The organism is Saccharopolyspora ipomoeae, assembly GCF_029952525.1.
GTDB lineage: Bacteria > Actinomycetota > Actinomycetes > Mycobacteriales > Pseudonocardiaceae > Saccharopolyspora > Saccharopolyspora ipomoeae.
Genome location: NZ_JASAOF010000001.1, coordinates 585423 through 605288 on the forward strand (window position 1 = coordinate 585423; position 19866 = coordinate 605288).

17 protein-coding genes are annotated in these 19866 nt (G+C 70.2%); 8 read left to right on the forward strand and 9 right to left on the reverse strand.

Annotation, left to right across the window (positions count from 1 at the left end; translation table 11 throughout):
• The 5 genes from QFW96_RS02845 to QFW96_RS02865 form a co-directional block, all read right to left on the reverse strand.
• Entirely contained in the window at positions 1–483 is a 483-nt protein-coding gene (locus QFW96_RS02845) for a VOC family protein (protein ID WP_281453883.1), read from the reverse strand.
• 92 nt (positions 484–575) lie between these two features.
• The gene (locus QFW96_RS02850; RefSeq protein WP_281453884.1) at positions 576–1808 is read right to left on the reverse strand and encodes a class I SAM-dependent methyltransferase; all 1233 of its coding nucleotides are present in this window, start codon (positions 1806–1808) and stop codon (positions 576–578) included.
• A 44-nt stretch (positions 1809–1852) separates the two neighbouring features.
• Positions 1853–3232, reverse strand: a complete 1380-nt coding sequence (locus QFW96_RS02855) for an FAD-binding oxidoreductase (protein WP_281453885.1) — start codon at positions 3230–3232, stop codon at positions 1853–1855.
• 445 nt (positions 3233–3677) lie between these two features.
• Complete coding sequence (locus QFW96_RS02860) at positions 3678–4643, reverse strand: adenylate/guanylate cyclase domain-containing protein (protein ID WP_281453886.1); 966 nt, start codon at positions 4641–4643, stop codon at positions 3678–3680.
• Positions 4624–5076 (reverse strand): universal stress protein, encoded by a 453-nt coding sequence (locus QFW96_RS02865; RefSeq protein WP_281453887.1) that lies wholly within the window; start codon positions 5074–5076, stop codon positions 4624–4626. Before QFW96_RS02865 ends, QFW96_RS02860 begins: the two co-directional genes overlap by 20 nt.
• A gap of 311 nt (positions 5077–5387) precedes the next feature.
• Here QFW96_RS02865 and QFW96_RS02870 point away from each other — a divergent pair, with 311 nt between their 5' ends.
• Positions 5388–6818 carry an amino acid permease gene (locus QFW96_RS02870; RefSeq protein ID WP_281453888.1) on the forward strand — a complete coding sequence of 477 codons (1431 nt, stop codon included), beginning with the start codon at positions 5388–5390 and terminating at the stop codon, positions 6816–6818.
• Positions 6819–7008: 190 nt separating this feature from the next.
• Complete coding sequence (gene coaA, locus QFW96_RS02875; RefSeq protein WP_281453889.1) at positions 7009–7941, forward strand: type I pantothenate kinase; 933 nt, start codon at positions 7009–7011, stop codon at positions 7939–7941.
• 99 nt (positions 7942–8040) lie between these two features.
• Here the strand turns inward: coaA and QFW96_RS02880 are convergent, their stop codons facing one another.
• On the reverse strand, positions 8041–9759 hold the full coding sequence (locus QFW96_RS02880) for a helix-turn-helix domain-containing protein (RefSeq protein ID WP_281453890.1): 1719 nt from the start codon (positions 9757–9759) through the stop codon (positions 8041–8043).
• Positions 9760–9879: 120 nt separating this feature from the next.
• Here QFW96_RS02880 and pruA point away from each other — a divergent pair, with 120 nt between their 5' ends.
• Both pruA and QFW96_RS02890 read left to right on the forward strand, forming a co-directional pair.
• Positions 9880–11508: an L-glutamate gamma-semialdehyde dehydrogenase gene (pruA, locus tag QFW96_RS02885; RefSeq protein WP_281453891.1), complete on the forward strand. Its 1629-nt coding sequence runs from the start codon at positions 9880–9882 to the stop codon at positions 11506–11508.
• 70 nt (positions 11509–11578) lie between these two features.
• Positions 11579–12508, forward strand: coding sequence for a proline dehydrogenase family protein (locus QFW96_RS02890; RefSeq protein ID WP_281453892.1), 930 nt, complete (start codon positions 11579–11581; stop codon positions 12506–12508).
• Positions 12509–12573: 65 nt separating this feature from the next.
• Here QFW96_RS02890 and QFW96_RS02895 read toward each other — a convergent pair whose 3' ends face one another.
• A complete protein-coding gene (locus QFW96_RS02895) occupies positions 12574–14265 on the reverse strand; it encodes a bifunctional metallophosphatase/5'-nucleotidase (protein ID WP_281453893.1) in 1692 nt (563 codons plus the stop codon).
• 249 nt (positions 14266–14514) lie between these two features.
• On the opposite strand from QFW96_RS02895, the gene QFW96_RS02900 reads away from it, so the two are divergent.
• Positions 14515–15825 (forward strand): FAD-binding protein, encoded by a 1311-nt coding sequence (locus tag QFW96_RS02900; protein WP_281453894.1) that lies wholly within the window; start codon positions 14515–14517, stop codon positions 15823–15825.
• A gap of 43 nt (positions 15826–15868) precedes the next feature.
• Here QFW96_RS02900 and QFW96_RS02905 read toward each other — a convergent pair whose 3' ends face one another.
• Complete coding sequence (locus QFW96_RS02905; protein WP_281453895.1) at positions 15869–16720, reverse strand: helix-turn-helix domain-containing protein; 852 nt, start codon at positions 16718–16720, stop codon at positions 15869–15871.
• Positions 16721–16830: 110 nt separating this feature from the next.
• Here QFW96_RS02905 and QFW96_RS02910 point away from each other — a divergent pair, with 110 nt between their 5' ends.
• Genes QFW96_RS02910 through QFW96_RS02920 form a run of 3 tightly spaced genes read left to right on the forward strand, consistent with a single transcriptional unit; the run spans position 16831 to position 19121 of the window.
• Positions 16831–17415, forward strand: a complete 585-nt coding sequence (locus tag QFW96_RS02910; protein WP_281453896.1) for a non-oxidative hydroxyarylic acid decarboxylases subunit B — start codon at positions 16831–16833, stop codon at positions 17413–17415.
• Positions 17416–17439: 24 nt separating this feature from the next.
• Positions 17440–18864 carry a non-oxidative hydroxyarylic acid decarboxylases subunit C gene (locus tag QFW96_RS02915; RefSeq protein ID WP_281453897.1) on the forward strand — a complete coding sequence of 475 codons (1425 nt, stop codon included), beginning with the start codon at positions 17440–17442 and terminating at the stop codon, positions 18862–18864.
• 26 nt (positions 18865–18890) lie between these two features.
• Positions 18891–19121, forward strand: coding sequence for a non-oxidative hydroxyarylic acid decarboxylases subunit D (locus QFW96_RS02920; RefSeq protein ID WP_281453898.1), 231 nt, complete (start codon positions 18891–18893; stop codon positions 19119–19121).
• On the opposite strand, the gene QFW96_RS02925 is transcribed toward QFW96_RS02920, so the two are convergent.
• Positions 19118–19744, reverse strand: coding sequence for a maleylpyruvate isomerase family mycothiol-dependent enzyme (locus QFW96_RS02925; protein WP_281453899.1), 627 nt, complete (start codon positions 19742–19744; stop codon positions 19118–19120). The genes QFW96_RS02920 and QFW96_RS02925 overlap by 4 nt on opposite strands.
• Positions 19745–19866: the final 122 nt, after the last annotated feature.

Consider the following 19866-nt stretch of genomic DNA (forward strand, 5'->3'; position numbering starts at 1 on the left):
TCACCCCTGAGCAGCGGCCTCCAGCTCGGAGATCTCGATCTTCCCCATCGCCATCATGGCCTTCATGACCCGGTCGGAGACCGCGGGATCGGAGGAGGTGATCAGCTCCAGCAGGCGGCGCGGCGTGACCTGCCAGGACAGGCCGTAGCGGTCCTTGAGCCAGCCGCACGGGCCGTGCTCGCCGCCCTCGCCGAGCCGCTCCCAGAGCCGGTCGACCTCCTCCTGCGACTCGCACATCACCTCCAGCGACACCGCCTCGGTGAAGTGGAACTGCGGGCCGCCGTTGATCGCGACGAACTGCTGCCCGTGCAGCTCGAACTGCACCACGAGCACCGTGCCCGGATCGCCCGGACCGGCCTCGCCGTGGTGCATGACGTGCACGATCCGCGAGTCCGGGAAGATCGAGCAGTAGTACTTCGCGGCCTCCTCGGCCTGGGTGTCGAACCACAGGTTCGGGGTGATCTTCTGCGTGAACTCGTACATGGGTCCATCCCTCCGTCCGTCGAGAACCAGGTTGAAGGGATAGACCCGCTCACGCAGCGGAACTCATCGCTCGCACCAGAAGGCCGGACGCATCAGAAGGCCGGGCGCAGCGGCATCCGGGCGTCGACTCCGTCGAGCTTGACGCCCAGCACCTGGTGCAGCTGCACGTTGTTGCGCTCGAAGCCCAGCCGGCAGGCCGCCATGTACAGCCGCCACACGCGCGCCCGCGCGAGGCCGGCCTCGGCGACCGCCGCCTTCCAGTTGCGCTCCAGGTTGCGGCACCAGTCGCGCAGCGTCAGCGCGTAGTGCTCGCGCAGGTTCTCCTCGTGGCGCACCTCGAACCCGTGGTCGTTCATCGCCGACACCAGCGTGCCCACCGGCTCCAGCTCGCCGTCGGGGAACACGTAGCGCCCGATGAACTTGCCCGGCTTGGCCTTCTGGTGGCCGTGCGGGCGGGTGATGCAGTGGTTGAGCATCCGGCCTCCCGCCACCAGCTTGTCCTGCAGGAACGAGAAGTAGTGCGGCAACTGCTTGACCCCGATGTGCTCGGTGAGGCCGATGGAGCTCACCGCGTCGAACCCGCTCTCCCGCACGTCGCGGTAGTCCATGTGGCGCACCTCGGCGAGATCGGCCAGGCCGCGCTCGGCGATGGCCTTCTGCGCCCACTGCGCCTGCTGCCGCGACAGCGTCACGCCCAGCGCCCGCACCCCGTAGTGCTCGGCGGCGTGCATGACCATCCCGCCCCAGCCGCAGCCGACGTCGAGCAGCCGCTGGCCCTTCTTCAGGTCGAGCTTGCGGGCCACCAGGTCGTGCTTGGTGAACTGCGCCTGCTCCAGGGTCGCGTCCTGCTCGGGGTAGACCGCGCAGGTGTAGGCCATCGACGGGCCCAGCACGTACTCGTAGAAGCGGTTGGACACGTCGTAGTGGTACGAGATCGACTGGCTGTCGCGGCGCTTGGAGTGCCGCCACCCGCGCGACGAGCGGTGTTCGACCTCGGGAACCCGCACGGGCCACCAGAACCGGTAGCCGGCGAGCTTGAAGGCCAGCTCCCTGCGCAGCTCCGGCGGGATGTCGTTGAGCGTCACCGTCGGGAACGCCGCCAGCGCGGTGTACATGTCCCCGTGCACTTCGAGGGCCCCGCTGACGTAGGCGCGGGCGAGCCCGAGCTCGCCGGGAGCGGCGGCCAGGTGCGACAACGCCAGCGGCGAGCGGACTTCCACGCACACATCGGCTCCGGCGGTGCCTGCCCGGCTGCCGTCGAAGGCGCGGATCTCGATCGACAGATCGTCGCCGAGAATCCGCTCGAACACCCCTGCCCATCCCATCAGAGGGTCTCCTCTCCAGTTTGATGTGTCGTTTCCCCCGCGAGTCAGCGCTCGCGAACGCACTTCTCGTACAGCCCCGGCAACCGGCCCTTCGGGTCGTAGGTGTCCTTCAGCCGCTGGTAGGCGGGGCGGTTGTACAGCCGCCAGAACTCGTCCTCCTCGAAGTAGGAGTTGGAGTACAGCGACTTGTGCCCGTCGAGCTCGGTGACCTTGCGCTCGATCGCGCGGTTGTGCCTGCCGGGCGCCTCCCCCGGTCGCAGCGGCACGGTCGCCCAGAACCCGACGTTGACGTAGAGCGTCTCGGCGTCCATCGGGTACAGCGGCCAGCCGCGGGTGTCGCTCAACCGCACCGGGCAGAGCCAGATCGGCGAGATGCCGATGTCCCGGTGGAAGAACTCCAGGAACTCCGGCAGCCGCTCGACCGGGATCTCCACGTCCTGGATCACCGGCTCGTTGAGGCCCTTGCCCTGCAGCACCGCGAGCCGGTCGGTCACCGAGTGCTTGCGGTCCCAGGCGACGATGCGGCGGTAGACGTCGGAGCGCTTGTACTGCGCGGGCCAGAACCGGCGGACCAGCGGGTGCTGGACGCCGATGGCGCGCGAGCACCAGAACCAGTCGGTGTCCCAGCGCCACAGGTAGTCGCGGATGCTCAGGTAGTCGGTGCGCCGCTGCTGCAGCGAGCGGTAGTAGATCCGGGTCCCGGTGTAGTCGCTGGTGAACGGCGCCGAGTCCACGTAGGACCCCAGCGTGAGGTAGTGCTCGCTCGGCGTGAAGACCGTGCCGTCGACGAAATCGACCGGCTCGCCGTCGAATTCACCGTCCGCGCACACCCGGGCGATCGCCTCGGCGCACTCCTCGGCGGTGGCGAGCGGGACGTGCCGGAGCTTGACGAAGGGTTTGACCGACTCCAGCTCGATCTCCAACCGCAGCGCGTAGCCCAGCGTGCCGTAGGAGTTCGGGAAGCCGCGGAACAGCTCGGCGTGCTCGTTGTCGCGGCGGGCCACCACCACCGACCCGTCGCCGGTGAGCACCTCCATCTCGCGCACCGACTCGTGCGGCAGGCCGTTGCGGTAGGAGGTCGACTCGATGCCGAGCCCGGCCACCGCGCCGCCCAGCGTGATGGTCTTGAGCTGCGGCACCACCTTCGGGATGTGCCCGGTCGGCAGCAGCGCGTCCACGATCTGCTCGTAGGTCGCCATGCCCTGGACCTGCGCGGTTCCGGCTTCGGCGTCGACGCCGAAGACCTTGGTGAACCGGCCGACGTCCAGCCCCGGCGTTTCGGACGGAGCGCGGAACCGGAAGAGGTTCGAGGTGGGTTTGGCGAGCCGGACCGGTGCTCCGGCCGGCAGTTGTGCGTACTGCGCGACCAGTTCGGCCACGTCGTCGGAATGCTCGCCGATCATCGGCGTTACCCGATCCGCCATGCCTCGACCGTAATGCCGGAACCGGAGTCAAGCACCCCCTTTAACCAGGCACCGGAACCCGCCCGCAAGCCGACGAACAGCCCAAAACCCGGTGGCATCGGGTGGTTCCGCGATCTTCGGTGATCGCAAAACCGCAGGTTGAGGCCACGTCGGGAACGTGATCGCCGATGTTTGCGTGATACATGCAAGTTCAGCGATATTTCGATCACATTTGACGTGATCGGAGTAGTGGCCGCGGGCCGGAGACCTGTTCTTCATGCGGCGAAGCCGCATTCTCCTCCACCACCCACGCAACCTGCACCGCCGCGGGTTCTGAGCGCCTTCGTGGGCGAGTACGCCGTGACGCTGCGTATTCACATACTCAAGGAGCGGCGCACGGAGTCCACGGAGGCGCTCAGGTTCCGCCACCCGCACCGCTGAGCAACGCAACCACTGGAAACAGCGTTTAGCGCCGCTGCAGTGCCCAGGCGCGCAGGCCGCGGAAGCTCTGCACCTTCGTCGGGCCCACCGAGATCAGCTTGTAGCTCTCGTGGCCGCGCAGCGCGCCCGCCAGCTCCCGGTCGATGAGCACCGAAGCCGGCCGGGCCACCGAGGTCAGGCGGCTGGCGATGTTCACCGTCGAGCCGTAGACGTCGCCGAAGCGCGCCAGCACCGGGCCGCGCGCCAGACCGATCCGCAGCGGCGGCAGCAGGTCGTTCTTGGCGATCTCCTCGTTGAGGGTCAGCGCGATCTCCGCGCCCTCCTCCGGGCTGTCGGCCACGAACAGCACCTCGTCCCCGACCGTCTTGATGATCCGGCCGCGGTTCTGCGCCACCACACCGCCCGCCAGCGACTCGAAACCGTCGATCAGCCGCGTCAGCTCCAGCTCGGTGAAGTCGCGGATGAGCCGCGTGTAGCCGACCAGATCGGCGAAACCCACCACCTGGACGCGTTCGTCGATGCCCGGGTCGCGCTCGTCGAGCTCGCGGGACACGGTGGCGGCCAGGTGCCGCCGCCACACGTAGTCCTGCATCTTCTCCATGACGGGCACGATCGCGGCCGCCACCTCGGTGGTGGTGTCCACGTCGGCGCCGAAGGTGTCGCCCAGCAGCGACTTGAACAGTCCCGTCTGCCACTCGGCCAGCCGCGACATCGTCTGCGCCAGCGAGCGGGCCACCGCGGACTCGAGCTCGTCGGGGATCACGTCCGCCGACACCAGCGACACCAGCGCCCGCAGCGCCGCCACGTCGGCGTCGGTGAAGATCACCGAATCGGACTCGACGTGGGCGAAGCCCATCGCCTGCCACAGCTGCTCGGCCCGCTCCAGCGGCACACCGGCGGCCTCGGCGACCTCGTCCTTGGTGTAGAGCGGCGGCGAACCGAGGAGGATCTCCTCGATCCGCCGGATGCGGTCATCGCGATGTTCGGACAACGAGCACGTCGCAATCAGCTCGGCGGGACACTTCGGAGGGCACCGAGCCGAGGATCCGCCCCTTGAGGGTGTTGAGCCCGCGGCTGCCGACCACCAGCAGGTCGGCGCTGTGCTTGTCGGCGGCCTCCACCAGCACCGAGACCGGCTCGCCGACCGACGCCACGGTCTCGACCTCGGTGGCACCGGCCGCGCGGGCGGTGTCCGAGGCGGTCTGCACCGTGTCCTGCGCCGGGGCCGAGCCCATGACCTGGAAGGCCTCGTCGCCGAGCTGGTCGGCGGCGCGCTCCAGCTCCTTCGGGTCGGTCGGGTAGTAGGCGCAGACGATCACCAGCCGCGCCGAGGCGGCAGCGGCGACCTCGGCGGCCCGGCTGACCGCGCGCAGCGAAGGCGCGGAGCCGTCCGTTCCCACGACGACGGTGCGGTAACTGGACATCGCTCTCCCACTTCCTCAGGGACCGACATTTCGACGCTCCGGGTGAGAACACTAACGATCGCGCGCCGCTGCGGTCACGCCCCGTGCCCACCACCCCACCCCTCCCACCGAAAACGCCGGCGTTCGTCCCGTCGAAAACCCCGGTTTTCGCGCGACGAATGTCGCTGTTTGCGACAGGAGGGGTGGATCACCTGGGGAGTTGTGGGATGGGACAACGCGAGGCGGGAACTGTCGTTCGAGCGCACAGCGCGACACTCGACCTCGCGGCGTACGTTTCGCCGCGACCTGTGATTCGAACAATGGAGTCGACCGTGTCAGCACCTGGCCTGCAACCCGGGCGGGGAGTCCTTCGCCGCAAACCCATCGAGACCATCTCATCCGACGGCGAGGAGACCGGCCTCAGCAAATCGCTGGGCCTGTGGCAGCTCACCGCCATCGGCGTCGGCGGCATCATCGGCGCCGGCATCTTCTCCCTGGCCGGTGCGGTGGCCAACGAGAAGGCCGGGCCCGCCGTGCTGATCTCGTTCCTCATCGCCGGCATCGCCAGCGCCGCCGCCGCGTTCTCCTACGCCGAGTTCGCGGGCATGATCCCGAAGGCCGGGTCGGCCTACACCTACGGCTACGCGGTGCTAGGCGAGATCGTCGGCTGGCTGATCGGCTGGGACCTGCTGCTGGAGTACACCGCGATCGTCGCGGTCGTGGCGATCAGCATCTCCGGCTACTTCAACGAGCTCCTCGGCTACCTCGGCATCGACCTGCCGACGTGGATGCTTGGCGCGCCGGGAACCGAGAGCGAGGACGGCGTCGCGCCCGGCAGCTACGTGGTGAACCTGTTCGCGATGGTGCTGTGCCTGTTCATCGCGTTCATGCTGAACCTGGGGATGAAGAGCGCCGCCCGGTTCGAGACCTTCCTGGTCTACCTCAAGGTCGGCGTGGTGCTGCTGGTCATCGGCGTCGGCGCGTTCTACATCAACACCGGCAACTACACGCCGTTCTTCCCGTTCGGCGCGGGCGGCGCGATCACCGGTGCCGCAACGGTGTTCTTCGCGGTCTTCGGCTACGACGCCATGAGCACCGCCGCCGAGGAGTCCAAGGAAGCGCAGAAGCACATGCCCAAGGCGATCCTGTATTCGCTGGGCATCTCGATGGTGCTCTACGTGCTGGCCTGCCTGGTGCTGACCGGCATGATCCCGTTCCAGCAGATCAACGGCGACAGCGCGTTCGCCTCCGCCTTCGCCGACGTGGGCCTGCCGATGCTCGGCGCGATCATCGGCGTCGGCGCGATCCTGGGCATCCTCACCGTCATGTTCACGTTCATGCTCGGCGTGACGCGAGTGGGCTACTCGATGAGCCGCGACGGCCTGCTGCCCGCGTGGTTCGGCAAGACGCACCCGGTGCGCAAGGTGCCCACCCGGTTCACCTGGCTGATCGGCATCGCCTCGGCGGTCATCGCCGGCGTGCTGCCGATCGGCGAGGCGGCGGAGCTGACCAACATCGGCATCCTGCTGGCGTTCGTGATCGTGTGCGCCGCGGTGATCGTGCTCCGCTACAAGCGGCCCGACCTGCCGCGCGAGTTCAAGACGCCGGGCATGCCGGTGGTGCCGATCATCGGCATCGGGTTCTCGATCTGGCTCGTCACCTTCCTGGACCCGCTGACCTGGCTGCGGTTCGCCGGCTGGTTCGTCATCGGCCTGGTCATCTACTTCGCCTACGGCTACCGGAAGTCGAAGCTGAACTCCTGATCACCCGGCACCGGACCGGCGCGCGCGTTGCGCCGGTCCGGTGTTGATCGGTTGAGTCGTGTCTCCTGCGTCTCAGCGTGCACTGGATCACAGCGTTATCCCGTGCCGTATGCCTAGGGTTTTCCCCGGCGTCACCGGTCTTTCCGGTGCTGCCGGGAGTAGGACCGGGCCTCGATGCTGAGGGGTGCTTGTGACGCGCGTTCGCGAACTGAGCCCGTACGTGGAGCTGAACCGCGCGCAATGGCGCGAACTGCGCGATGCGCTCCCCCTCCCGTTGAGCGAGGACGAGCTGGTCGCGCTGCGCGGCCTCGGCGAGCCGGTGGACCTCGACGAGGTCGCCGACGTCTACCTGCCGCTGTCGCGGCTGATCAGCCTGCAGGTCGCCGCCCGCCAGCGGCTGCACGAGAGCACCACCACGTTCCTCGGCGAGGAGGCCCACGGCACCAAGGTGCCCTTCGTCATCGGGGTCGCAGGCAGCGTCGCGGTCGGCAAGTCCACCACCGCCCGCATCCTGCGCACCCTGCTCGCCCGCTGGCCCGACCACCCGAGCGTGGACCTGGTGACCACCGACGGGTTCCTGCACTCCAAGGCGGAGCTGGTGCGGCGCGGGCTGATGCACCGCAAGGGCTTCCCGGAGAGCTACGACCGGCGTGCGCTGCTGCGCTTCGTCACCGAGGTCAAGTCCGGGGCGCCCGAGGTCTCGGCCCCGGTGTACTCGCACGTCGCCTACGACATCGTGCCCGGTGAGCGGCAGGTGGTGCGCCAGCCCGACATCCTCATCGTCGAGGGACTCAACGTCCTGCAGCCCGGGCCGAGCCTCACCGTCTCGGACCTGTTCGACTTCTCGATCTACGTCGACGCCCGCACCGAGCACATCGCCCGCTGGTACACCGACCGGTTCCTGACGCTGCGCAGCACGGCCTTCGCCGACCCGGAGTCGCACTTCCACCACTTCGCCGAGCTCTCCGACGAGGAGGCCCGCGCCGAGGCCGACCACCTCTGGCGCACCATCAACGAGCCCAACCTCGTGGACAACATCCTGCCCACCCGCCCCCGCGCCACCCTGGTCCTGCGCAAGGACATCGACCACTCCATCAACAGGGTCCGCCTCCGCAAGCTCTGACCCCTCCCGACCGGGGCCCGCGATTTTCACTGGGAATCAGGTGTCCGACTTCCATTGAAACCGGGTGACCGCGTGCGCGCGGGAGACGACGCGGGCAGGTCAGCGGTGGCGGGTGCGCTTGGTGAGCAGGAGCTGGAGGTGGGTGTTGAGGCGTTCGGTGGGGTTGGCGAGGTCGATGCCGGTGAGGTCGGTGGCGCGCCGGATGCGGTAGCGCAGGGTGTTGGGGTGGACGTGGAGGGCTGAGCTGGCCGCTTTGACGTCCCCGAAGTGCTCCAGGTACGTCAGCAGGCTGCGGGCCAGGTCCGTGGCGTGCTCGGCGTCGTGCTCGTGCAGGGCGGTGAGCCGGGCGTCCCGGTAGCGCTCGTTGCCCTGCAGGACGGTGAGGATCTCGCTGATCACCACCTGCGCGCGCACGTCGGAGATCGTCGCGACCTCGGCGTCGACGTCGTGCACCAGCGCGTCCAGCACCCGGTCGGCCTCGGCCCGGGATTCGGCGACCTCGTCCAGCGTCGGCACCGCCGACCCCACCCCGACCTGCACGCGCGAGGTCAGGTGCTGCTTGGCGGCGGCCACGATCTCGCGGGTCAGCGACAGCGCCGACTGGGCGGCCGAGCGCTCCGGCAGCTCGGGCAGCAGGACGTAGACCCGGGACCCGATCGTCGTCACCAGCGCGCTGCGCCGGTAGGCCGAGGCGTGCACCGAGATCAGACCGGTCATCTCGGCGCGCTGCAGCTCCAGCTCGGACCGGTCCACGCTGCCGGTCGGGCGCAGCGTGAACACCGCGACCACGGCGGGCCGGTCGGAGTCGGCGCCGATGTTGTCGGCCACCGACCGCGCGTCGACCCGCCCCTCCAGCAAGCCGGCCAGCAGGTTCTCCCGCAGCCTCGGCCCGGCGGTGGCCTCCGAGCGCTGCCGGATGAGCTGCAGCGCGGCCAGCCGGGCGGCTCCGAGCAGGGCGCGCTCGGAGCGCTCCGACAGCGGCCTGCGCCCCTCCTGCACCCAGATCGAACCGAGCGGCTGGCTGCCCGCGTGGATGCCCACCGCCATCCGCCGCCGGATGCCCAGATCGGGGCGCTCGTCGATGCGCACCACGTCCTCACCTGCGCGAAGCCGCTGGTAGACGCCCCACTCGCGCAGCATCGCCAGGTACTGCTCGGGGCCCTGGCGCCCCAGGATGGACAGCCTCCGCAGCTCGTCGACCTCGTCGTCGGAGCGCGAGTAAGCCAGCACGCGGCTGGCGGTGTCCTCGATGCTGACGATGCCGTCGGTCATCGCCGCCACCGTCTGGGCCAGCGAGAACAGGTCGCCCAGCGCCTCGCCGACGTCGGCGTCGCTGGTCAGCCGGGCGTTGTCGATCGCGTTGTGGGCGTAGGCCTCCAGCCGCTCCCAGCGGACCTCCGGCCGCACGCCCAGCAGCGCGACGCCGCCGGTGATCGCGGTGTCGCGCAGCGCCCGCGCCTCCGCTTCCGAGCCGATCTTGACCGCCACCGCCGGAGCCCCATCGCGCGCGGCGGCCCGCACGAGCGGTACCGCCGCCCGGCCGCGCGCGCCGATGACCAGCACGAAGTCCCCGCCGCGCGCGCTGCCGGAGTCCTCCTCCGGGTCGACAATGACCACGTCGCGCACCTCGACGTCGAGGCCGCGCGGCGCGGCGAGCACGTCCACCAGCGGGTCGCCGACGGCGGTCAGCAGCTGCCGCAGCGGCACCCCGACGTCCGCGACCCCGACGTCCGGAACAGCCCCGATGTCCGGAGCAGCCCCGACATCCGGAACAGCACCGACGTCGTTCATCCCGGCCGACTCGACATCACGCGGCATTTGTCCGATCCCACAAACCGACACCTTCAACGATAGCCAACTGCACAAGCTCCAGGCGTGGGCCACACCCTAATCTCCAATCAACACACCCACTCGGCGCCTTGAGGAGGCGAAACAGGCATGGACGCGATCACCTCGGTACCGGTGCCCTACAACGAGCCGGTCAAGGGCTACGCGCCCGGGTCGCCGGAACGCGAGTCGCTGCAGAAGCGCGTTGCCGAGCTGGAGTCCGAGCACGTCGAGCTCACCCAGACCATCGGCGGGCAGCAGCGCATGGCGGGCGGTGACCGCTTCGACGTCGTGCAGCCGCACGACCACGCCCACGTGCTCGGCACCGCCGCGCAGGCCACCGGCCAGGACGTCGCCGACGCCGTGGCCGCCGCCAAGGCCGCCGCCCCCGGCTGGGCCGCGACCTCGTTCGACGAGCGCGCCGCGGTCATCCTGCGCGCCGCCGACCTGCTGGCCGGGCCGTGGCGGGACACCATCAACGGCGCCACCATCCTCGGCCAGTCCAAGTCGGTGCAGCAGGCCGAGATCGACGCCGCCTGCGAGTTCATCGACTTCCTGCGGTTCAACGTGCACTACGCCCGGCAGATCATCGCCGAGCAGCCCCGCTCGGTCCCGGGCGAGTGGAACCGGATGGACTACCGGCCGCTGGACGGGTTCGTCACCGCGATCACCCCGTTCAACTTCACCGCCATCGCAGGGAACCTGCCCACCGCGCCCGCGCTGATGGGCAACACGGTGGTGTGGAAGCCGACGCCGTCGCAGCAGTTCGCGGCGCACTTCACGATGCGGCTGTTCGAAGCCGCCGGGCTGCCCCCGGGCGTGATCAACCTGGTCACCGGCGACGGCCACGCCGTCAGCGACGTCGCGCTGACCGACCCGGGTTTCGCGGGCCTGCACTTCACCGGTTCCACCGCCACGTTCAAGAAGCTGTGGCGCACGATCGGCGAGAACCTCGACTCCTACCGCAGCTACCCGCGCATCGTGGGTGAGACCGGCGGCAAGGACTTCATCGTCGTGCACCCCTCGGCCGACCCGGCCCCGCTGGCCACCGCGTTCGCCCGCGGCGCCTTCGAGTACCAGGGCCAGAAGTGCTCGGCGGCCTCCCGCGCCTACGTGCCCCGCTCCATCTGGGAGGGCGGACTGCGCGAGGAGCTCGCGGACCTCACCCGCACCATCCGCTTCGGCGACGTCACCGACTTCTCCCACTTCGGCGGCGCCGTCATCGACGCCCGCGCCTTCGCCAAGCACAAGGCCGCGCTGGACCGCGCGAAGGCCACCGACACCATCGAGGTCCTGGCCGGCGGCGGCTACGACGACTCGGTCGGCTACTTCGTCGAGCCCACCGTGCTGGTGTGCAGCGACCCGTCCGACGAGGTGTTCACCACCGAGTACTTCGGACCCATCATCGCCGTGCACGTCTACGACGACGCCGACTACTCGTCGATCCTCGACGTCGTCGACTCCTCCAGCCCCTACGCGCTGACCGGCGCGGTCTTCGCCACCGACCGCTCGGCCATCGACGAGGCCCACCGCGCGCTGCGCGGCGCCGCCGGCAACTTCTACGTCAACGACAAGCCCACCGGCTCCATCGTGTCCCGCCAGCCCTTCGGCGGCAGCCGCGCCTCCGGCACCAACGACAAGGCCGGATCGCTGCTCAACATCCAGCGCTGGACCAGCCCGCGGGCCATCAAGGAGACCTGGGACGCGCCGACCGGTCACACCTACCCGCACATGGGTTGATCGTGACGGGGCGCCCCGGCCCGGGGCGCCCCGGTTGTGGCTGAAACAGCTTGAGCGTGGGGAGAACTCGGTGTTGCGCAGTGCATTGTTGGCCGCGGGACGCTCGCCGTCGGTGCGTCGTCTGGTGGAGGCCAACCCGCTGACCAAGCCCGTGGTGCGGCGCTTCGTGCCCGGCACCACCCCCGAGGACGCCGTGGCGGCGACCCGGGAGTTGAGCGGACACGGCTTGTTCGTGACGCTGGACCGGCTCGGCGAGGACACCCTCGACGTGAGCCAGGCCGACGCGACCGTCCGCGACTACCGGCAGCTGCTCAGCGCTCTCGCCGAGCAGGGCCTGGCGGAGCGGGCCGAGGTGTCGGTGAAGCTGTCGGCGGTGGGCCAGTTCCTGCCCGAGGACGGCGAGAAGATCGCGCTGGACAACGCCCGGCTGATCTGCGAGACCGCGAGCTCGGCGGGCACGACGGTCACGCTGGACATGGAGGACCACACCACCACCGACTCGACCCTGGGGATCCTGCGCGACCTGCGCGTGGACTTCCCGTGGGTGGGCGCGGTGCTGCAGGCCTACCTGCGGCGCACCGAGCAGGACTGCAAGGACCTGGCGCACGCCGGGTCGCGGGTCCGGCTGTGCAAGGGCGCCTACGCCGAGCCGGAGTCGGTGGCGTTCCAGGACAAGTCCGAGGTGGACCGGTCGTACGTCCGGTGCCTGAAGGTGCTGATGGCCGGCGAGGGATACCCGATGGTCGCCTCGCACGACCCCCGCGTGGTCGCCATCGCGGGCGACCTCGCGGCCCGCCACGGCCGCTCGGCGTCGGACTTCGAGTACCAGATGCTCTACGGCATCCGCCCGGACGAACAACGCCGCATCGCAGCCGAGGGCGGCAAGCTCCGCGTCTACGCGGCCTACGGCGACGAGTGGTACGGCTACTTCATGCGCCGCCTCGCCGAACGCCCGGCCAACCTCGCCTTCTTCCTCCGCTCCCTCGCCACCCAAGGCTGACCCCCGATCGAAAACCCCGGTTTTCACGCGATGAAAGCCGGGGTTTTCGACGTGAGTTCGCCCGATCAGGGGAGTGCGGTGATGCGGTCCGCCGGGGGTGGGGCGATGCCGGGGTGAGCGTCGAGGTGGGCGAGGAAGGCGTCGAGGTCGACCGGGCCGCCCGCGATGTCGGTGCCCTTGGTGAACTCGGTGAAGCCGTCGCCACCACCGGCGAGGAAGTTGTTGACCGAGATCCGGTACGGGGCGTTGGGGTCGACCGGTTGGCCGTTGATGCTGATCTCGGTGACCTTCGAGCCGATCGGGGCGCTCGCCGAGTAGCTGTAGTGCAGCCCGGCCGAGACCTGCAGGACGTTGGTCTCCTCCGGGGTCCACTGCTGCTCCAGGACCGCCTTGAGCTGGGCGCCGGTGAGCGTCATGGTCTGCATGATGTTGCCGAAGGGCTGCACCGCGAAGGCCTCGCCGTAGGTGACCACGCCGTCGCCCTCACCGTTGGGTGAACCGGGGAACAGCAGGTCGGCGCGGATGCCGCCCGGGTTGGTGATGGCGGCCTGCGGCGAGTTTGCCGCGGTGGCCTCGAACTGCGCGTCGGCGATGACGTCGCCCAGCGGCGACTCCCCGGAGGGCGCGCCGGCGCGCGGCAGGTCGGCGGTGATGCTGCCGACGGGCCGGTTCGCGATCGGGGCCGCCTTGGTCGCGGCCTCGTCGATCAGCGCCTGGGCGGCCGGATCTGCGGGCACGTCGCGGGTGACGATCTCGTTGTGCGCCTCGGTCTCCGCGCGCACGACGTCCTGGGTGACGCGGTCGATCGCGAGGTCGGCGACCGACAGCAGCCGCCCGTAGGAAGCGCCCTGCAGCACCTGGCGCGGGTTGCCGGCCGGGTCGTCGACGGTGCAGTTGTACTGCGAGTGGCTGTGCCCGCTGAAGATCACGTCCACGTTCGGCGACGCGGCCTTGGCGATCTCGGCGGCCGGGCCCGGCGTGAGGTTGCAGTCGTCCGGTCCGCCGCCTTCGGTGCCGTCGCCCTGGTGCAGCAGCACGACCTGCGCCTTGACGCCCATGCCGTCGAGCACCTGCGAGGTTCGGTTGATGGCCTCGACCTCGTCGCCGAACTTCAGGCCCTCGATGGCTCCGGGCGCCACCACCGACGGCAGCTCCTCCAGCGTCGCGCCGATGATGCCCACGCGCGTGCCGCCGACGGTCTGCACGTCGAAGGGCTTCAGCGCGGGGCGCCCGTCCTCGAAGGTGACGTTGGCGCCCAGCTGCTCGAAGTCCGCGCCGGGGAAAGACTCCCGGAACTGGCACCCGTCGACGGGGTGGCACCCGCCGTCGGACAGCCGCTGCAGCTCCTCGAATCCCTCGTCGAACTCGTGGTTGCCGACCACCGAGGTGGCCACGCCGAGCTGGTTGAGGAACGCGACGGTGGGTTCGTCGTGGAACAGCGCGCTGTTCACCGGCGAGGCGCCCACGTTGTCCCCCGCGGAGAGCACCAGCGAGTTCGGCGCCTGTTCGCGCAGCCGCGCGACGTGCGTGGCCAGGTACTGCGCGCCGCCCGCTTCGACGCTGGTCCCGTCGGGCAGCGTGACCGAACCGGACGATCCGGACGGCGGTTCGAGGTTGCCGTGCAGGTCGTTGAACGTGATGAGCCGGACCTGCGCGGTCTCCGGCGCTCCCGATGCGACGGGAGCCGTCACCACCGCCACCGCGGCCAGCGCGGCCGCCCCCAGTGCCGTCAGACGGCCGAACCGAGCTGTCTTCACACCGCTTCCCTTCCGCTCCAGTGCCCCGGCACCCACTGCCCCGACGGCCGGAGGACAACAGCGGCATCCTCCCCCGCCCGCATGTCCGGAACCAGAACGAACAGGTGAATGTCTGGAATCAGCCAACCCGCCCCGCAGAACCGGGCCTCACCAGGTGAGAAAGCGCGGGGAAAGCCCGCTTCCGCAGGATGGACTCCGATTTGGACTGGTTTTCGGCGGACGTCGTTCACCGTGGGGGCGCGATCGGGAATGCATTCGGGCACGACGGATCTCTCCACCTTCCCGGCGCTCCCCGGCGGCGGCTCCCTGGTCACCGACGGCGACGAGCTGCACGCCTCCGACCTGGGAAACCTCGTCGACCGCAGGCCCGCCGCGATCCTGCACCCCCGCTCCACCGCCGACGTCGCCGTCACCACCGCCTGGTGCGCGCGCAACGACGTCCCGCTGCGCGCCCACGGCACCCTGCACACCACCGGAGGGCAGGCGCTGTGCTCGTCCGGCGGGGTGCAGGTGGACACGCGCAGCCTCGACCTGATCCACGCCATCACCGACGAGCACGCCGAGGTCGAGGCCGGGGTGCTGCTGCGCGACGTGGTCTGGCACGCGTGGCTGCGCGGGCTCCGCATGACCTCGGGGCCGACCGGGTACCTGCAGCTGACCACGGGGGGCGTGCTCAGCGTCGGCGGGATCTCCAGCGTGCACGGCGAGGGTTCGATCATCGACCGGGTGCAGGCCGTCGAGGTGGTGACGCCGACCGGCGCGGTGCGCTGGTGCACGCCGCAGCGCAACAGCGCGCTGTTCCGGGCCGTGCTCGGCGGTCTCGGGTGCGCGGGCATCATCACCCGCGCCCGCCTGGCGCTGACCCCGGTCCCGCCGCGGGCCCGCGTCTACGACGCGCACTTCTCCTCGCTGCAGGAAGCGGTGGACACCGCCCGGGTGCTCATCGGCCACGACGAGGTGGACGACCTGCTGATCCGCTGGTCTGCCCCGCACCGCGACCGCTACCAGCTGCGCTTCAGCGCCTACCACCACCCGGATCGGCCGCCGGACGACGCGCACCTGCTGCGCGGTCTCGACGTCCGGCCGCAGACCTGGGACATCTCCTACTGGGAGTTCGCGATCAGCACCGACACCCGCTACGAGCCGTTCGTGACGGCCGGGTGGAACCGCGTGCACAAGGTGTGGGCGGACTACTTCCTGCCGGACCGCGCGCTGGACGGTTTCCTGGCCGCGACCATGCCGGAGGTCACCGAGCTCGACCTCAGCGAGACCAGCATCGGCCTGCTCTTCCCGCACCGCCGCGCCTCGTTCACCCGGCCCGGCCTGCGGGTTCCCGACGACGACCTGGTGTGGCTGTTCGACCTGCTCTCCGACGGTGTGGGCCAGACCGATCCGTTCTGGCTGCCGGACCGGTTGCGCCGCAACCAGCGCTGGCGCCGCCGCGCCGAGTCGATGGGCGGCACCCTCTACCCGATCGGCACGGACCTCGACCCGGACTCCCACGAACTGGTGCTTCCCCACCCTGAGCGGATGGTCGCCGAGGACCCGTGCTTCAGGTGAGCCCGTTCTTCAGGTGAGTCGGGGCTTCAGGTGAGCCGGTTCTTCAGGTGAGTCCGCGGGCCTCGGCGCGGAACGCCAGCGGTGTCCTGCCGTCGTGCTTGCGGAAGAACTTGCTGAAGTCGCCCGGTGTGGTGAACCCGAGGTGGCGGGCGATGTCGGCGGAGGCCCGGTCGGTGTGCACGAGCAGGCGCTTGGCCTCCAGGATGATCCGGTCGTCGAGGTAGGTCTTGGCCGAACGTCCGGTGGCCGACAGAGTGGCGCGGGTGAGGGTGCGGCTGCTGTACCCGAGGTCGGCGGCGTAGTCGGCGACGCGGTGGGTGCGGGTGAAGTCGCGTTCCACGGCGGTGCGGAACCGCTCGAACGGCCCGCCGGCCGGAATGCTCGGCGGCGGAGCGGAACCCGCGTGGGCCAGCCTCAGCAGCAGCACCTCCAGCAGCATCCGCAGCGACCGGTTGTGCGCTTCGAGGGTCATCGCCCCGAGGTCGGCGTACTCGGCGACCAGGTGCCGCAGGGCGAGGTCGACGGCGGTGCGCGCCGCGTCGCCGGGCAGCACCGGTGTTTCCGGCGGGCGCGGGTCGACGGGGACGAATCCGGGGCGCCAGATGACGATCGTGCCGCGCGAGCGGGTCAGCGCGCCGTACTGGTGGACCTGCCCTGGCCGCACCCACAGCCAGCCGCCGGGCGGGATGACGTGCTCGGCGAAGTCGACGGTGTGCGGCAGCGCCTCGGCGTCGGCGTGGACGCGGATCAGGTGGTGGAAGTCCGGGCGCTGCGGCCCGCCCAGGTCGATCTCCCGGCGCCGGGCGCGGTCGCGCAGCTCGGCGAAGTCAATGACGTCCATGCCGATCGGGGCGTTCAAACCCGGCCGGTAGGCGACGTCGGTGATCTCGGTCATCCGAGCACCTGTCCGATTCTCCCCATCACGTGTCGCCAGCGTACCCGCTCACCTGCGTCATCGGGACTTAGCGTGGAGACATCAGCGCGAAGTGACCGAAAAGGAGAATTGTGCGACTCGTCGTGGGGATGACCGGAGCGACCGGGGCGCCGCTCGGCGTGCGACTGCTGGAGCAGCTCCGGGAGCTGCCCGAGGTGGAGACCCACCTGGTGCTGAGCCGCTGGGCGCGGGCCACCGCGGAGCTGGAGACCGGGTTGAGCGTCAAGGAGATCGGCGGGCTCGCCGACGTCGTTCACAACCCCGATGACCAGGGCGCGAACATCTCGTCGGGCTCCTACCGGACCGACGGCATGGTCATCGTTCCGTGCTCGATGAAGACGCTCGCCGGAATCCGGGCGGGCTACGCCGACGGCCTGGTGGCGCGCGCGGCGGACGTGACGATCAAGGAACGCCGTCCGCTGGTGATCGTGCCGCGCGAGACGCCGCTGAGCGAGATCCACCTGGAGAACATGCTCGCGCTCTCGCGGATGGGCGTGCGGATCGTGCCGCCCATGCCCGCCTTCTACAACAACCCGACCTCGATCGACGACTTCGTCGAGCACATCACCGCCCGCGTCCTCGACCAGCTCGACCTGCCCGCCCCGGCGGCGCAGCGCTGGGAGGGCCTGCGCACCGCCAAGCTCAAGGTTTCCTGAGCCCCACGAAGGAGAAGAACAACGATGGCCTACGACGACCTGCGGTCGTTCCTGGACGCCCTGGAGAAGGAGGGGCAGCTGCTGCGGATCGGCGAGGAGGTGTCCCCCGAGCCGGATCTGGCCGCGGCGGCCAACGCGGCGGGCCGCATCGGCGAGGGCGCTCCGGCGCTGTGGTTCGACAACGTCACCGGCTTCACCGACGCGCGGATCGCGATGAACGTGCACGGATCGTGGCGCAACCACGCACTCGCCCTGGGACTGCCGAAGGAGACCTCCACCCGCGAGCAGGTCGAGGAGTTCGCGCGCCGCTGGGACGACTTCCCCGTCGCGCCGGTCCGCCGCGAGGACCCGCCGTGGCGGGAGAACAGCGTCTCCGGCGACGAGGTGAACCTCTTCGACGTGCTGCCGCTGTTCCGGCTCAACGACGGTGACGGCGGGTTCTACCTGGACAAGGCCGCGGTGGTCTCGCGCGACCCGGACGAGCCGGAGAACTTCGACAAGCAGAACCTCGGCATCTACCGGATCGAGGTGATCGGCACCGATCGCCTGGCGCTGCAACCGGTTCCGATGCACGACATCGCCCAGCACGTGCGCAAGGCCGAGGAGCTGGACGAGGACCTGCCGGTGGCGATCACCCTGGGCAACGACCCGGTGGTGCCGATCGTGGCGGGCATGCCGATGGCCTACGACCAGTCCGAGTACGAGATGGCCGGTGCCCTGCGCGGAGAGCCGATGCCGATCGCGACCGCTCCGCTGACCGGTTTCGACGTGCCGTGGGGCTCGGAGGTCGTCATCGAGGGCTTCATCGAGTCGCGGGTGCGGCAGATCGAGGGCCCGTTCGGCGAGTTCACCGGCCACTACTCGGGCGGCAGGCGGATGCCGGTGGTGCGCATCGAGCGGATCTCCTACCGCACCCGCCCGATCTTCGAGTCGCTGTACCTGGGGATGCCCTGGACGGAGTGCGACTACCTCGTCGGCCCGAACACCTGCGTGCCGCTGCTCAAGCAGCTGCGCGCGGAGTTCCCCGAGGTCAAGGCCGTCAACGCGATGTACACGCACGGCCTGCTGGTGATCATCTCGACGGCCAAGCGCTACGGCGGTTTCGCCAAGGCGGTGGGGATGCGCGCGATGACGACGCCGCACGGCCTGGGCTACGTGAGCCAGGTGATCCTGGTCGACGAGGACGTGGACCCGTTCGACCTGCCGCAGGTCATGTGGGCGCAGTCGGCGAAGGTCAACCCGTCCGAGGACGTCGTGGTCATCCCGAACCTGTCGGTGGTGGAGCTGGCTCCCGCCTCCCAGCCGGCGGGCGTGACCAGCAAGATGATCATCGACGCGACCACCCCGGTGAAGCCCGACGTGCGCGGCAACTTCGGCACTCCCACCAAGGACCTCCCCGAGACCGCCGAGTGGGCCGACCGCCTGCGCTCCCTGATCGCCGACCGCTGAGACTTCCCGCGCGGAGAGGAATTCCGATGCAGACCGTTTGCCCCCGCTGCGCCGACCCGGAGATCCGCACGGTGACGACCTCACCCGTGCCGGACGCCTGGGAGGTGCTGCAGTGCCCGCGCTGCCTGTACATGTGGCGCACCACCGAACCGGCCCGGCGCACCAGCCGCGAGCACTACCCGGAGCAGTTCCGCCTCACCTCGGAAGCCATCGCCAGCGCCTCCGAGGTCCCCACCATCCCGCCGCTGCGCGGCTAGAGCCTCGCGGCGAGGGCGCTCCTACCTTCGTCGTCGAGTTCGACGAAGGCGACGGACCGGCCGGCGAGCGTCATCAGCAGCGCTTCGGCCGGTCCTCGCACCTCCGGGCCTTCGCCCCGGCTCCAGTCGAGGTCGGTGGCGGCGACGCGGAGGCCGGCGGCGCGCTTCTTGGCGCCGACCGGGGGCGCCTTGAAGGCCAGGTCCAGCGCCGCGCGGAGGCGTTCCGGCGGGATCTCGCGCGGATGCCCGAGCGGGCGGCGGATGTCCTGGTGGTGGATCAGCCCGTCCAGGAACGCGACCATGCCGCCCGCGATCGTGATCGGGCCGGTCGGGCGGAGGTTCGCGCGCAGCCGTTCGAGCAGCTCACCCGTGCTCGCGGAGCGGGACTCGGCGAGGATCAGCTCGTTGACCGCCCCCAGCCTGAAACCCGAGCGGGCGGCGCGCCGGAGGAAGCCCGGCCAGGTGAGCTCGTCGCAGCCGATGGCGTGGGCGACCACGTCGCGGACCCGCCACCCCGCGCACAGGCTCGGCTCCTCCCACTGCTCGCGGGTGAGCGTTCCCAGGTACTCGGCGAGGTCGGTGCGTTCGGCGACGACCAGGTCCATCAGGTCGGCTCGGCCCATCGAAGTCCTCCAGCTCTCAGGATCCGCTGAGCCTCGCACACGCGCGACCGAGGCGTGTCCGCTTCGGGTGAATCGCGACCGCAACGCCGGGTCCGGACGCATGGTCGAGCACTAATTGAATA